This is a genomic window from Kluyvera sp. Awk 3, assembly GCF_028069715.1.
Classification (GTDB): domain Bacteria; phylum Pseudomonadota; class Gammaproteobacteria; order Enterobacterales; family Enterobacteriaceae; genus Kluyvera; species Kluyvera georgiana_A.
In genome coordinates, this window is the sequence record NZ_JANEWH010000121.1 from 1 (window position 1) to 13,907 (window position 13,907).

The 13,907-nt window shown below is 56.1% G+C and carries 12 protein-coding genes and 4 tRNA genes; 15 read left to right on the forward strand and 1 reads right to left on the reverse strand.

Annotation, left to right across the window (positions count from 1 at the left end; all coding sequences use genetic code 11):
* The 15 genes from NNN71_RS19615 to NNN71_RS19685 all read left to right on the forward strand — a co-directional run.
* On the forward strand, nucleotides 1-488 hold a 488-nt coding region (locus NNN71_RS19615), incomplete at its 5' end, for a UDP binding domain-containing protein (protein WP_271459147.1).
* Nucleotides 485-1,552 carry a dTDP-glucose 4,6-dehydratase gene (gene rffG, locus NNN71_RS19620; RefSeq protein WP_167577170.1) on the forward strand — a complete coding sequence of 356 codons (1,068 nt, stop codon included), beginning with the start codon at nucleotides 485-487 and terminating at the stop codon, nucleotides 1,550-1,552. The genes NNN71_RS19615 and rffG, both read left to right, overlap by 4 nt.
* 22 nt (nucleotides 1,553-1,574) lie before the next feature.
* Nucleotides 1,575-2,456, forward strand: a complete 882-nt coding sequence (rfbA, locus tag NNN71_RS19625) for a glucose-1-phosphate thymidylyltransferase RfbA (RefSeq protein WP_167577169.1) — start codon at nucleotides 1,575-1,577, stop codon at nucleotides 2,454-2,456.
* The gene (gene rffC, locus NNN71_RS19630) at nucleotides 2,434-3,108 is read left to right on the forward strand and encodes a dTDP-4-amino-4,6-dideoxy-D-galactose acyltransferase (protein WP_167577168.1); all 675 of its coding nucleotides are present in this window, start codon (nucleotides 2,434-2,436) and stop codon (nucleotides 3,106-3,108) included. Before rfbA ends, rffC begins: the two co-directional genes overlap by 23 nt.
* Before the next feature lie 4 nt (nucleotides 3,109-3,112).
* Nucleotides 3,113-4,243 (forward strand): dTDP-4-amino-4,6-dideoxygalactose transaminase, encoded by a 1,131-nt coding sequence (gene rffA, locus NNN71_RS19635; protein ID WP_163448157.1) that lies wholly within the window; start codon nucleotides 3,113-3,115, stop codon nucleotides 4,241-4,243.
* 1 nt (nucleotide 4,244) lies between these two features.
* Nucleotides 4,245-5,495, forward strand: coding sequence for a lipid III flippase WzxE (gene wzxE / locus NNN71_RS19640; RefSeq protein ID WP_167577167.1), 1,251 nt, complete (start codon nucleotides 4,245-4,247; stop codon nucleotides 5,493-5,495).
* Entirely contained in the window at nucleotides 5,492-6,571 is a 1,080-nt protein-coding gene (locus tag NNN71_RS19645) for a TDP-N-acetylfucosamine:lipid II N-acetylfucosaminyltransferase (protein ID WP_271459148.1), read from the forward strand. Before wzxE ends, NNN71_RS19645 begins: the two co-directional genes overlap by 4 nt.
* Nucleotides 6,568-7,917, forward strand: coding sequence for an ECA oligosaccharide polymerase (gene wzyE, locus NNN71_RS19650; RefSeq protein WP_271459149.1), 1,350 nt, complete (start codon nucleotides 6,568-6,570; stop codon nucleotides 7,915-7,917). The genes NNN71_RS19645 and wzyE overlap by 4 nt, the downstream gene beginning before the upstream one ends.
* A gap of 1 nt (nucleotide 7,918) precedes the next feature.
* On the forward strand, nucleotides 7,919-8,659 hold the full coding sequence (wecG, locus tag NNN71_RS19655; protein ID WP_249022499.1) for a lipopolysaccharide N-acetylmannosaminouronosyltransferase: 741 nt from the start codon (nucleotides 7,919-7,921) through the stop codon (nucleotides 8,657-8,659).
* 231 nt (nucleotides 8,660-8,890) lie between these two features.
* Entirely contained in the window at nucleotides 8,891-10,276 is a 1,386-nt protein-coding gene (gene thrP / locus NNN71_RS19660) for a bifunctional threonine/serine APC transporter ThrP (RefSeq protein WP_167577163.1), read from the forward strand.
* Nucleotides 10,277-10,378: 102 nt separating this feature from the next.
* Nucleotides 10,379-10,455: transfer RNA gene (locus tag NNN71_RS19665), tRNA-Arg, on the forward strand.
* 58 nt (nucleotides 10,456-10,513) lie between these two features.
* A tRNA-His gene (locus tag NNN71_RS19670) sits at nucleotides 10,514-10,589 on the forward strand.
* Nucleotides 10,590-10,612: 23 nt separating this feature from the next.
* A tRNA-Leu gene (locus NNN71_RS19675) sits at nucleotides 10,613-10,698 on the forward strand.
* Nucleotides 10,699-10,740: 42 nt separating this feature from the next.
* Nucleotides 10,741-10,817: transfer RNA gene (locus NNN71_RS19680), tRNA-Pro, on the forward strand.
* A gap of 145 nt (nucleotides 10,818-10,962) precedes the next feature.
* On the forward strand, nucleotides 10,963-12,198 hold the full coding sequence (locus NNN71_RS19685) for an anaerobic sulfatase maturase (protein WP_271459150.1): 1,236 nt from the start codon (nucleotides 10,963-10,965) through the stop codon (nucleotides 12,196-12,198).
* A 45-nt stretch (nucleotides 12,199-12,243) separates the two neighbouring features.
* Here NNN71_RS19685 and NNN71_RS19690 read toward each other — a convergent pair whose 3' ends face one another.
* The gene (locus NNN71_RS19690; protein ID WP_271459151.1) at nucleotides 12,244-13,896 is read right to left on the reverse strand and encodes an arylsulfatase; all 1,653 of its coding nucleotides are present in this window, start codon (nucleotides 13,894-13,896) and stop codon (nucleotides 12,244-12,246) included.
* Nucleotides 13,897-13,907 lie beyond the last annotated feature (11 nt).

Sequence of the window (13,907 nt, forward strand, 5' to 3'; positions counted from 1 at the left end):
GTCCTGGGGTGGGCGGGCACTGTATTGCCGTCGACCCGTGGTTCATCGTGGCGCAAAATCCGCAGCAGGCACGTCTGATCCGTACCGCGCGTGAAGTGAACGACCATAAACCGTTCTGGGTGATCGACAAGGTGAAGGCGAATGTCGCCGACTGCCTGGCCGCCAGCGACAAACGCGCCAGCGAATTGAAAATTGCCTGCTTTGGCCTGGCATTTAAACCGAACATCGATGACCTGCGCGAAAGTCCGGCGATGGAAATTGCTGAACTGATCGCCCAGTGGCACAGTGGCGAAACGCTGGTGGTAGAGCCGAATATTCATCAACTGCCGAAAAAACTCGACGGCTTGTGCTCGCTGGTGTCGGTAGAGACGGCGTTAGCCGATGCCGATGTGTTGGTGATGCTGGTCGACCATGCTCAGTTTAAAGCCATCAGCGGCGACGTAATTGCCCAGCAGTTTATTGTCGATACCAAAGGGGTCTGGCGTTGAAACGTATTCTGGTGACTGGCGGCGCGGGCTTTATTGGCTCCGCCGTCGTACGTCACATCATTAACCACACCGCGGACAGCGTGGTGGTCGTTGATAAGCTGACCTACGCCGGTAACCTGGCGTCTTTAGCGCCGGTTGCGGATGATGATCGCTTTGCTTTCGAGCAAGTGGATATCTGCGATCGCCCGGCGCTGGACCGCGTGTTTGCCCAGTATTGCCCGGACGTGGTGATGCACCTGGCCGCGGAAAGCCACGTTGACCGTTCTATCGATGGACCGGCGGCATTTATCGAAACCAACATTGTCGGTACCTACACGCTGCTGGAAGCCGCTCGCGCCTGGTGGTCCACGCTGGATGATGCGGGTAAAGCGGCGTTCCGCTTCCACCATATTTCTACCGATGAAGTGTACGGCGATCTGCATTCGACGGACGATTTCTTTACCGAAACCACGCCGTATGCGCCAAGCAGCCCGTATTCCGCGTCGAAAGCCAGCAGCGACCATCTGGTACGCGCCTGGCTGCGTACCTATGGCCTGCCGACGCTTATCACTAACTGTTCAAACAACTACGGTCCGTACCACTTCCCGGAAAAACTGATCCCGCTGACTATTCTCAACGCCCTGGCGGGTAAACCGCTGCCGGTGTACGGCAACGGTCAGCAGATTCGCGACTGGCTGTTTGTCGATGACCACGCCCGCGCGCTCTATCTCGTCGCCACCACCGGCGGCATTGGCGAAACCTACAATATTGGCGGTCATAACGAGCGTAAAAATATCGAGGTCGTCGAGACGATTTGCGCGCTGCTTGAAGAACTGGTGCCGCAAAAGCCGCAGGGTATTGCGCGTTATCATGACCTGATTACTTTTGTCACCGATCGTCCGGGCCATGATTTACGCTACGCGATTGATGCCGCGAAAATTGCCCGCGAGCTGGGCTGGACGCCGGAAGAGACGTTTGAAAGCGGTATGCGTAAAACGGTGCAGTGGTACCTCGCCAACGAAAGCTGGTGGAAGCAGGTACAGGACGGCAGCTATCAGGGTGAACGCCTGGGTCTGAAAGGCTAAAACGCCCGGAGGAGGAAAAGCAATGAAAGGCATTATTCTGGCTGGCGGCTCGGGTACGCGCCTGCATCCGATTACCCGCGGCGTGTCGAAGCAGCTGTTGCCGATTTACGATAAGCCAATGATCTACTATCCGCTGTCGGTGCTGATGCTGGCGGGGATCCGTGACATTTTGATTATCACTACCCCGGAAGACAAAGGTTACTTCCAGCGACTGTTGGGCGACGGCAGTGAGTTCGGTATTTCACTACAGTACGCTGAACAGCCAAGCCCGGATGGGCTGGCGCAGGCGTTTATTATTGGCGAAACCTTCCTCAACGGCGAACCGTCGTGCCTGGTACTGGGTGACAATATCTTCTTTGGCCAGGGCTTCAGCCCGAAACTGCGTCACGTGGCAGCGCGTAGTGAAGGGGCGACAGTCTTTGGTTATCAGGTGATGGATCCGGAACGTTTTGGCGTGGTGGAATTTGATGACCAGTTCCAGGCGCTGTCGCTGGAAGAAAAACCGAAACAACCTAAATCGAACTGGGCGGTCACCGGGCTGTATTTCTACGACAGCAATGTTGTGGAATACGCGAAGCGGGTGAAGCCCTCCGAACGCGGCGAGCTGGAAATCACGTCCATCAACCAGATGTATCTTGATGATGGCAAGCTGACCGTCGAGCTGCTGGGGCGCGGTTTTGCCTGGTTGGATACCGGCACCCACGACAGCCTGATTGAAGCGAGCATGTTTGTGCAGACGGTCGAAAAACGTCAGGGCTTTAAAATTGCCTGTCTGGAAGAGATCGCCTGGCGCAACGGCTGGCTTGACGATGAAGGTGTGAAGCGCGCCGCCGCCGGGCTGGCGAAAACCGGCTACGGTCAATATCTGCTGGAGCTGCTTCGTGCCCGTCCGCGCCAATATTGAGCCCCTGACGTGGGAAAATCAGTTTTTCGGCGTGAATAGCGCGATCGTCCGTTTTGCCGACGATGCGCCGCTGCTGACCGCCGAACGGCTGGCGGGCTGGTCGCGGGTGCAGGCGAAGATCGCCGCACACCAGGTCGCGCAACTGGATGCGCTGCAGGCGCTGGGCTTTCAGCTCGTGGAAGGTGAGGTCGATCTGGCGCTGCCCGTGACACCGGTAGCCTGCCCGCAGGCGCAGGTGGCCTGCGAGTCCGATATCCCGGAATTACGGGCACTGGCGGCGCAGGCGTTTGCCTTAAGCCGCTTTCGTGCTCCGTGGTACGCTCCCGACGCCAGCGGCCGCTTCTATGCTCAGTGGATAGAAAATGCGGTCAAGGGCACGTTTGATAACCAGTGCCTGGTTTTTCGCGACAACAACGGCGCGATCCGCGCATTTGTTTCTCTACGAGAATTGAGTGCCTCCGATGCGCGTATTGGCCTGCTGGCCGGACGCGGCGCGGGCGCAGAATTGATGCAGGCTGCGGTACGCTGGGCGTATACTCGCGGCCTATCGACGCTACGTGTGGCGACGCAAGCCGGCAACACCGCAGCACTTCAACGCTATATTCACAGCGGCGCTAATGTCGTCAGCACCGCGTACTGGCTATACAGGTGACATCATGATCCCATTTAACGCCCCACCAGTCGTGGGTACCGAACTCGATTACATGCAATCCGCGATGGGTAGCGGCAAGCTGTGCGGCGACGGCGGCTTTACCCGCCGCTGCCAGCAGTGGATGGAGCAACGCTTTGGTAGCGCCAAAGTGCTGTTAACGCCGTCCTGTACCGCATCGCTGGAGATGGCGGCCATCCTGCTGGATATCCAGCCGGGCGACGAAGTGATCATGCCGAGCTATACCTTTGTCTCCACCGCCAACGCCTTCGTGCTGCGCGGCGCCAAAATTGTGTTTGTCGACGTGCATAAAGAGACCATGAACATCGATGAGACGCGGATTGAAGCGGCAATCACCGACAAAACCCGCGCCATCGTGCCGGTGCACTACGCGGGCGTGGCCTGCGAGATGGACACCATCATGGCGCTGGCGAAGAAGTACAACCTGTTCGTGGTAGAAGACGCCGCGCAGGGCGTGATGTCGACCTACAAAGGCCGCGCGCTGGGCTCCATCGGCCATATCGGTTGCTTCAGCTTCCACGAAACCAAAAACTACACTGCGGGTGGTGAAGGCGGCGCAACGCTGATTAACGATCGTGCGCTGGTCGAGCGGGCGGAAATCATCCGCGAAAAAGGCACCAACCGTAGCCAGTTCTTCCGTGGGCTGGTGGATAAGTACACCTGGCGCGATATTGGTTCGAGCTACCTGATGTCCGATCTGCAGGCCGCCTATCTGTGGGCGCAACTCGAAGCCGCCGACCGTATCAACAAGCAACGTCTCGCGCTATGGCAGAGCTACTATGATGCGCTGCTGCCGCTGGCTGACAGCGGACGTATTGACCTGCCGGTGATTCCGCAAGACTGCGACCATAATGCGCATATGTTTTACATCAAGCTGCGCGACGTTGAAGACCGCAGCGCGCTGATTAACTGGCTGAAAGAGGCCGAGATTCTGGCGGTGTTCCACTATATTCCGCTGCACTCCTGTCCGGCGGGCGAGAAGTTTGGCGAGTTCCACGGTGAAGATCGCTTTACCACCAAAGAAAGTGAGCGCCTACTTCGTTTACCGCTGTTCTACAATCTGTCGCCGGTCAATCAGCGCACGGTGATCAATACGCTGCTGAGCTACTTCGCCTGATATGTCGCTGGCAAAAGCTTCGGTGTGGACCGCCGCGTCCACGCTGGTAAAAATTGGCGTTGGCCTGCTGGTGGTGAAGCTGCTGGCGGTGTCGTTCGGCCCCTCGGGCGTCGGCCAGGCGGGTAACTTCCGCCAACTGGTGACCGTGCTCGGCGTACTCGCCGGGGCCGGTATTTTCAACGGGGTGACGAAATTTGTCGCCCAGCATCATGACGACCCGGCGCGCTTGCGGCAGGTCGTCGGCACCTCCTCGGCGATGGTGTTGGGTTTTTCGACGCTACTGGCGGCGATCTTCCTGCTGGCGGCGGCACCGATAAGTCAGGGCCTGTTTGGCCATAGCCACTATCAGGGGCTGGTACGGCTGGTCGCGCTGGTACAGATGGGCATCGCCTGGGCGAACCTGCTGCTGGCGCTGATGAAAGGGTTTCGCGATGCGGCGGGTAATGCGCTGTCGTTGATCGCCGGGAGCCTGATTGGCGTTGTGGCCTATTACGCCTGCTATCGGTTAGGCGGTTACGAGGGGGCGCTACTGGGGTTGGCGCTGGTGCCAGCGCTGATTGTCATTCCCGCGGCGGTGATGTTAACCCGGCGCGGCCAGATTCCGTGGGGTTATCTCAAGCCGCAGTGGGACAATGCGCTGGCCGGCCAGTTGGGTAAATTTACCCTGATGGCGCTGATTACCTCGGTCACGATGCCGGTGGCCTACGTGATGATGCGAAACCTGATGGCGGCGCACTACAGCTGGGATGAAGTCGGGATTTGGCAGGGCGTCAGCAGTATCTCCGACGCTTATCTACAGTTTATTACCGCTTCGTTTAGCGTCTATTTGCTACCAACGTTATCGCGCCTGGTCGCGAAGCAGGATATTTCTCGTGAAATTGGCCGCTCGCTGAAGTTTGTATTACCCGCCGTGGCGGCGGCGAGTCTGACCGTCTGGTTGCTGCGCGATTTTGCTATCTGGCTGCTGTTCTCCTCGAAGTTTGTCGCCATGCGCGACCTGTTCGCGTGGCAGTTGGTGGGCGATGTATTGAAAGTAGGCGCTTACGTTTTTGGTTATTTAGTCATCGCTAAGGCTTCGCTGCGCTTTTATATTCTGGCGGAACTGAGTCAGTTCACGCTGCTCACGGCGTTCTCGCACTGGCTGATTCCGGCGCACGGTGCGCTGGGGGCGGCGCAGGCCTATATGGCGACCTATATTGTTTATTTCGCGCTGTGTAGCGGCGTATTTTTAATTTGGCGTAAACGGCAATGACCGAACTGATACATATCCTGGGATCGGATATCCCTCATCATAACCAGACAGTGCTGCGGTTTTTTGCCGAGGAGCTGGCCGAAGAGCCTGCGCACGCCCGTCAGTTTATGGTGGTCAGCAAAGACGACGGCCTGGAGGCCGCGTTCCCTTCGCTGATGATTGAACGCTACGTCGATAAATCGGCGCTGGCGAAAGCCGTGGTGGCGAAGGCGAAGACCAATCGCCAGCAGCGATTCTTCTTCCACGGCCAGTTTAATACCGGCATCTGGTTGGCGTTGCTGAGCGGCGGCCTGAAGCCGTCGCAGGTGAGCTGGCATATCTGGGGAGCCGATCTGTATGAAGTCTCGCGTGGCCTGAAGTTCCGCCTGTTCTATCCGCTGCGCCGGATGGCACAAGGCCGCGTAGGGCGCGTGTTCGCCACCTGCGGCGATCTGAGCTATTTCGGCAATATGCACCCGCAGGTGCCCGGTGAGTTGCTCTATTTCCCGACGCGGATGGATCCGGCGCTGAATTCGCTGGCGGATTCCACGCCGCGAGAAGGCAAGTTGACCATTCTGGTGGGCAACTCTGGCGATCGTAGTAACGAACACATTGCCGCGCTGAAGGCAGTGCACCAGCAGTTTGGCGACACGGTAAACGTGATCGTACCGATGGGCTACCCGGCCAACAACGAGGCTTATATCGCTGAAGTAGACCACGCCGCGCAGGCGTTGTTCAGCAAAGAAAATGTGCAGATTTTGCGGGAAAAGCTGGAATTTGACGCCTATCTTGCCCTGTTGCGCCGCTGCGACCTGGGCTATTTTATTTTTGCGCGCCAGCAGGGTATTGGCACACTGTGCTTGCTCATTCAGGCGGGGATCCCCTGCGTGTTGAACCGTCAGAACCCGTTCTGGCTGGATATGGCCGAGCAGAACATTCCGGTGTTGTTTACTGATGACGCGCTCACCGATCCGGTGGTGCGAGAAGCCCAGCGTCAGCTGGCGCTGGTGGACAAAAACGCCATCGCCTTTTTCAAACCTAACTATCTGGCGCCATGGCATCGGGCGTTGCAACTGGCGGCGGGGGAAGCGGTATGAGCGAAATGCAGTTTACCGGGCTGTTCGTTGTCTGGCTGCTGTCGACGCTGTTTATCGGCACCCTGACGTGGTTCGAGTTTCGCCGCGTGCGTTTTAACTTCAACGTCTTCTTTTCGTTGTTGTTCCTGCTGACTTTTTTCTTCGGCTTCCCGCTGACCTGTACCCTGGTGTTTCGCTTCGGCGTCGGCGTTTCTCCGCCTGATGTATTGCTGCAAACGCTACTGATTTCGGTCTGTTTCTACGCGGTGTACTACGTCACTTACAAAACCCGGCTGCGCCCTGCCAATGCGACGGTCACGCGCCGCCCGCTGTTTACCATGAACCGGGTTGAGACGCATATTACCTGGGTATTGCTGATGGGGCTTGCGCTGTTGACGGTCGGCACGTTCTTCCTGCACAACGGTTTTCTGCTCTTTAAGCTGCACTCCTATAGCCAGATTTTTTCCAATGAGGTCTCCGGGGTCGCGCTTAAGCGCTTCTTTTACTTCTTTATTCCGGCGATGCTGGTTGTCTATTTTCTCAAGCCGAGCTTTAAAGCGTGGATTGGCTTCCTGATTGCTACCGTGGCCTTCGGCCTGCTGACCTATGCTATCGTCGGCGGCACGCGAGCAAACATTATCATCGCTTTCGCTATCTTCCTGTTTATCGGTATTATTCGCGGCTGGATTTCGCTGTGGATGCTGGTGGCGGCGGGCGTGCTGGGCATTGTTGGCATGTTCTGGCTGGCGTTGAAACGCTACGGTATGAACGTCAGTGGTGACGAAGCGTTTTATACCTTCCTTTACCTTACGCGCGATACCTTCTCGCCGTGGGAGAACCTGGCGCTGCTGCTGCAAAACTACGATAAGATCGACTTCCAGGGCCTGGCGCCAATGGTGCGCGACTTTTACGTCTTTATCCCCAGTTGGCTGTGGCCATCGCGCCCAAGCATTGTGCTGAATACCGCCAACTACTTTACCTGGGAAGTGCTTAACAACCACTCCGGCTTGGCTATCTCACCGACGCTGATTGGCTCGCTGGTGGTGATGGGCGGCATGTGGTTTGTGCCGCTGGGCGCGGTCGCGGTTGGGCTGATTATCAAATGGTTCGACTGGCTGTATAGTCTGGGCAAGCAGGAGCCGAATCGCTATAAGGCGGCCATTCTGCACAGTTTCTGTTTTAGCGCAATTTTCAACATGATCGTGCTGGCGCGTGAGGGGTTGGATTCGTTCGGTTCTCGCGTCGTCTTCTTTATGGTCATCTTTGGTTTCTGTTTGCTGGTGGCGAAATTGCTGTACTGGTTGTTTGAGAGCGCGGGGCTGATTCATCAGCGGTTAAAACGCCCTGCGCAGGTTGGAGAAGGATAAAATGGCTGACTTACGGACCGCGCCGACTTATACCCTACGCGGGATCAACCTCATCGGCTGGCGCAATATGCAGCACGCGCTGGACTATCTGTATGCGGGTGGCAATCTGAAGCAAGGGACTCTGGTGGCGATCAACGCCGAGAAGATGCTGACGCTGGAAGATAACGCCGAAGTGCGGGCGTTGATTAACGACGCCGAGTTTAAATATGCCGACGGTATCTCGGTAGTGCGATCCGTACGTAAGAAATACCCAACTGCTGATGTGTCTCGTGTGGCGGGGGCCGACCTGTGGGAGGCGCTGATGGCGCGCGCGGGCGCGGAAGGGACACCGGTGTTTCTGGTCGGCGGTAAGCCGGAGGTGATGGCCGAAACGGCGCAAAAACTGCGTCAGCAGTGGAACGTCAATCTGGTGGGTACCCAGGATGGCTATTTCACCGCCGAGCAGCGTCCCGCGTTGTTTGAACGTATCCGCGACAGCGGGGCGAAAATCGTGACCGTAGCGATGGGCTCGCCTAAGCAGGAAATCCTGATGCGCGACTGCCGTCAGGTTTACCCTGACGCCCTCTACATGGGGGTGGGCGGCACTTACGACGTCTTTACCGGCCACGTCAAACGCGCGCCTAAGGTGTGGCAAACGCTGGGGCTGGAGTGGCTTTATCGCCTGTTTTCCCAGCCGAGCCGCATCACGCGCCAGCTGCGCCTGCTGCGCTATTTACGCTGGCATTACACCAATAACCTCTGAATATTCCGCGCATTATTCGCCATGAATCACGCATTTCCTGCGTGATTCATTCACAATCTCGATACGTTATCCCTCATTTATATTTGCCATTTGTGTGAAATTGTTAAACCATTCGCATGCCCTGACGATGTATCCGTATTTCTACGGATATGTCCACATCCGAAAGACATCTTTTTTCTATAAAAATAAAACCGGCATTGACCGGGTATATATGCAAACACAAGAGGATCTATGGCAGAGAATAAACCGGAGCTCCAGCGCGGCCTGGAAGCCCGTCATATTGAGTTGATTGCCCTTGGCGGCACCATTGGCGTCGGCCTGTTCATGGGCGCGGCAAGCACCCTGAAGTGGGCCGGTCCGTCAGTGCTGCTGGCCTACATTCTGGCCGGGGTTTTTGTTTTCTTCATTATGCGTTCGATGGGCGAAATGCTGTTTATCGAACCGGTCACCGGCTCGTTCGCCGTTTACGCGCACCGTTATATGAGCCCGTTCTTCGGCTACCTCACCGCCTGGTCATACTGGTTTATGTGGATGGCGGTCGGGATTTCGGAGATTACGGCGATAGGGGTGTACGTGCAGTTCTGGTTCCCTGAGATGGCGCAGTGGATCCCGGCGCTGATTGCCGTGGGGCTGGTGGCGCTGGCGAACCTGGCGGCGGTGCGCTTGTACGGGGAAATTGAGTTCTGGTTCGCAATGATTAAGGTCACCACCATTATCGTGATGATCGTCATTGGTCTTGGTGTGATTTTCTTCGGTTTTGGCAACGGCGGCACCTCCATCGGTTTTAGCAACCTCACTGAACACGGCGGCTTCTTCGCGGGCGGCTGGAAGGGCTTCCTGACGGCATTGTGCATCGTTGTGGCTTCCTATCAGGGCGTAGAGCTTATCGGCATGACGGCCGGTGAAGCCAGGAACCCGCAGGTGACTCTGCGCAGCGCGGTAGGCAAAGTGCTGTGGCGCATCCTGATTTTCTACGTGGGCGCGATTTTCGTTATCGTCACCATCTTCCCGTGGAATGAAATTGGCACCAACGGCAGCCCGTTTGTACTGACCTTCGCCAAAATCGGTATCACCGCGGCGGCAGGCATTATCAACTTTGTGGTACTGACAGCGGCACTGTCTGGCTGTAACAGCGGAATGTACAGCTGCGGGCGCATGCTTTACGCGCTGGCGAAAAACCGTCAGCTGCCTGCGGCGATGGGTAAAGTGAGCAAAAGCGGCGTACCGGCGGTTGGGGTGAGCGTGTCGATTGTTATTCTGCTGATTGGCTCCTGCCTGAACTACATCATTCCAAACCCGCAGCGTGTGTTCGTCTACGTCTACAGCGCCAGCGTGCTGCCGGGGATGGTGCCGTGGTTTGTTATTCTGATTAGCCAGCTGCGTTTCCGTCGCGCACATAAAGCGGCGATTGCCAGCCATCCGTTCCGCTCAATTATGTTCCCGTGGGCCAACTATTTGACCATGGCGTTCCTGATTTGTGTGCTGATCGGTATGGGCTTCAATGACGATACCCGTATGTCGCTGTTTGTGGGCGCGCTGTTTTTGGCCATCGTGACCGTGGTTTATAAGGTTTTTGGCATGGGCAAGAGCGTTGAAGTGCAAAAAGTGCAGAAATAAGCAGCAAAACGCACAAACCATGAGCAAACGATAATTTTCTTTAAAAAGGCACTAGACAGCGGGGTAGGAAGTCCGTATTATCCGACCCCGCAACGGCGCTAAGCGCCCGTAGCTCAGCTGGATAGAGCGCTGCCCTCCGGAGGCAGAGGTCTCAGGTTCGAATCCTGTCGGGCGCACCATTTACCCGGTGCTGGAGCTGCGGTGGTTTTTTTAAGACCGCGTAAAAGATTTGCAGTGGTGGCTATAGCTCAGTTGGTAGAGCCCTGGATTGTGATTCCAGTTGTCGTGGGTTCGAATCCCATTAGCCACCCCATTATTTGATAGAGTTGTGAATTTGCGAAGGTGGCGGAATTGGTAGACGCGCTAGCTTCAGGTGTTAGTGTCCTTAGGATGTGGGGGTTCGAGTCCCCCCCCTCGCACCACGACTTTAACGAATTGAACTAAAAATTCAAAAAGCAGTATTTCGGCGAGTAGCGCAGCTTGGTAGCGCAACTGGTTTGGGACCAGTGGGTCGGAGGTTCGAATCCTCTCTCGCCGACCAATTTTGAACCCCGCTTCGGCGGGGTTTTTTGTTTTCTCCGTTCCAAGCACATTTCCGAATTTCTCGCCATGCGCAAAAAACGCCCCTTTCGCTGAGAAATGCTTCTCTATGATGAAGCATTCCCGTGCATAAGGATGGCGAGACGATGCCCCAACAGATCCCAATCCGCGCGTTTCACGCGATGGCCAAGCCCAGCGGCTCTGACTGCAACCTCAACTGTACCTACTGTTTTTATCTTGAGAAGCAAGCGCTTTACCCCGACGTGTGCTCACGCATGAGTGACCAGACGCTGGAGGCCTACATCAAAAACTATATTGCCGCCGTTGAAGCGCAGGCTGAAGTGGCCTTTACCTGGCAGGGTGGCGAGCCGACGCTGCTGGGACTCGACTTTTATCGTCGCGCGGTGGCGTTACAGGCTAAATACGGCGCGGGTCGACGCATCAGCAACAGTTTTCAGACCAACGGCGTGTTGCTGAATGACGAGTGGTGCCTCTTTTTCCGCGAACAGCGTTTTTTAATCGGCCTGTCTCTGGATGGTCCGGCGGAGATTCACAACGCCTATCGTCTGACAAAAGGCGGCAAGCCCACGCACAAGCTGGTGATGCGCGCGCTGGCGCTACTGCAAAAACACGGCGTTGATTACAATATTCTGGCCTGCGTGAACCGGCAAAGCGCACAGCAACCGCTTAAAGTTTATGATTTTCTGTGTGAATCCGGCGTGGAATTCATCCAGTTTATCCCGGTCGTCGAGCGTCTGGCTGGCCCGCGGGAAGCCAATGTGGGGCTTTCGCTGCAGGGGCCAGGGAGTGAGCATTCAGCAGAGAGGGTCACGGCCTGGTCCGTTCGCCCGAAAGCCTACGGTGAGTTTCTTACCGCGATTTTTGACCGCTGGATCCAGCGCGACGTCGGTAAAGTGTTTGTGATGAACATTGAGTGGGCTTTTGCCAACTTTGTCGGCGCGCCCGGTGCGGTGTGTCATCATCAGCCCACCTGCGGGCGCTCGATCGTTGTTGAGCACAGCGGTGATGTTTATGCCTGTGATCACTATGTCTACCCGGAATTCCAGCTCGGCAATCTCCATCAACACAGCTTTGCGCAGATGGTTGATACCCCTGAGCAGGAACAGTTTGGTCGTGATAAATTTGCCCGCCTGCCGGTGGCCTGTAAGCAGTGTGAAGTGCTGAGGGCGTGCTGGGGCGGCTGCCCTAAGCATCGTTTTATCTCAACGGAGGGCGGTGAGCAAAACTACCTGTGTGAAGGTTTCCGCCACTACTTCCGTCATTTGCCTCCGTATCTGAAGGCGATGCGCGATCTGCTTGCCAGCGGTCGCCCGGCCAGCGACATCATGAAGGCGCAGCGGGTATTCCCATCGCACAAATAGCCAGCTCGCCGGAGATGTTTCCGGCGAGCTGGATCGGTGCGGCTGTCAGAGCTTGATTTGGACTTTTGGCGGATATTTTTTCAGGATAGCCATGTAGTCATGTACTTCGGTCTGTAGCGGCACGCCCATAGGGATGTGACGGATGCCAACAGATTCGCTTTCCTGTGGGTCGGTATACAGATTAAACATCATGCTTCCTGCCGTCTGCATCACCGCGCCGGTGAAGCCGCCCTGATAGCCGGTTTGGGTAAAGGCATACGGTTGTTGAATCAGCAGATGATATTTAAACTCATCGATACGCACGGCAGAGAGCTGGCCGTTGAGGAAGTAGTGTTCCGCCTTGCGGTTAGACTGCCCGTTGCTGCCAAGGAAGAATGAGGACTGATCGACCCCGTCAATGAAGGTGGTTTTGGGGACCAGTTTAGAGACTTCCGCTCCCGGTTTACCGGCCAACGCCAGCGCCGTTGGGAACAGATCTGCCAGATCGACGATACCGTCGGACTTACGCGGCTGGATCATCCCCTTCCAGTAAACGAAGGTGGGTACGCGGACGCCGCCTTCCCAGGTGGACCCTTTTGCACCCCGGAACGGCGTGCGGCCATGCGGTGGAACTTCCGCTTCCGGGCCGTTATCGGAGGTGAAGACGATCAGCGTATTATCCAACTGGCCATTTTTCTCCAGTGTTTTATACAGGTTGGCGAACACATCATTCATTTCAACCATGCAGTCGCTAAAGGATGCGCGCGCCGGTGAACTTCCCGCATATTTGGCGTTAGGGTAGTTGTCGAAGTGGCAGCCGCGCGTGCCGTAGTACAGGAAAAAAGGCTTATCGCTTTTCGCCATCTTGTTGAGGAAGTCTACGCCGTACTGCATCCAGCGCTGATCGAGATCCTCCATATACTTTGGCGTAATGTCAGCAATCGCTTCCTGTTTACCGCCTCGTACTGCGTGAACGTCATCTTTACTGAACGGCAGATTTTTAATGTATTCGGAGCGAGAGGGGCTTAGCGCAACCTCTGGGTTCACGTTGACGTCACGCCACTCGGTATACATATCAGAGACCGAATTAAACCCGCGGAAATCATCAAAGCCGACGTTCTGGGGCTGCGAGCCTTCATTTTCGCCCATGTGCCATTTACCGATCGCCTGAGTGACATAACCCTGATCGTGCAGCAATTGCGGCAGGGTGGTTAACCCTTCCAGCCCGCCGGGCATGCCATACATCGGGGGCATCAGAATCCCGTGGTGTACCGAATATTGACCGGTCATGATGGTGGCGCGCGTGGGAGAGGAGCTGGGCTGCGAGTAAGCAGAAGTCAAAATTAACCCCTGACTGGCAACGGCATCGATATCCGGAGTTGGGTTGCCAACCGCGACACCGCCGCCGTTAAAGCCAACATCCATCCAACCTACGTCATCCAGAATGAAGATGATAACGTTAGGTTTTTTTCCGGTTTTTTTCTCAATGTCGGCCAGCTTTTGCTGCGCCTCTTTATTCTGTTCGGGGTGCATCATTACCGGCATCATATTATCGGCAATAGATGTCGCTTTTTTTACCAGATATTGATTAGGGTGGTCGTAACCGGAGTAACCTTGCTTAGCTGTCGCTACCGCGGGTGTATCTACCGCATTAGCGAACGCAGGAAGCGCCGTAATGATAGCTACAGCCAGCAGCTTACGTGGGAAAGATAAATCCATTATATAATCTC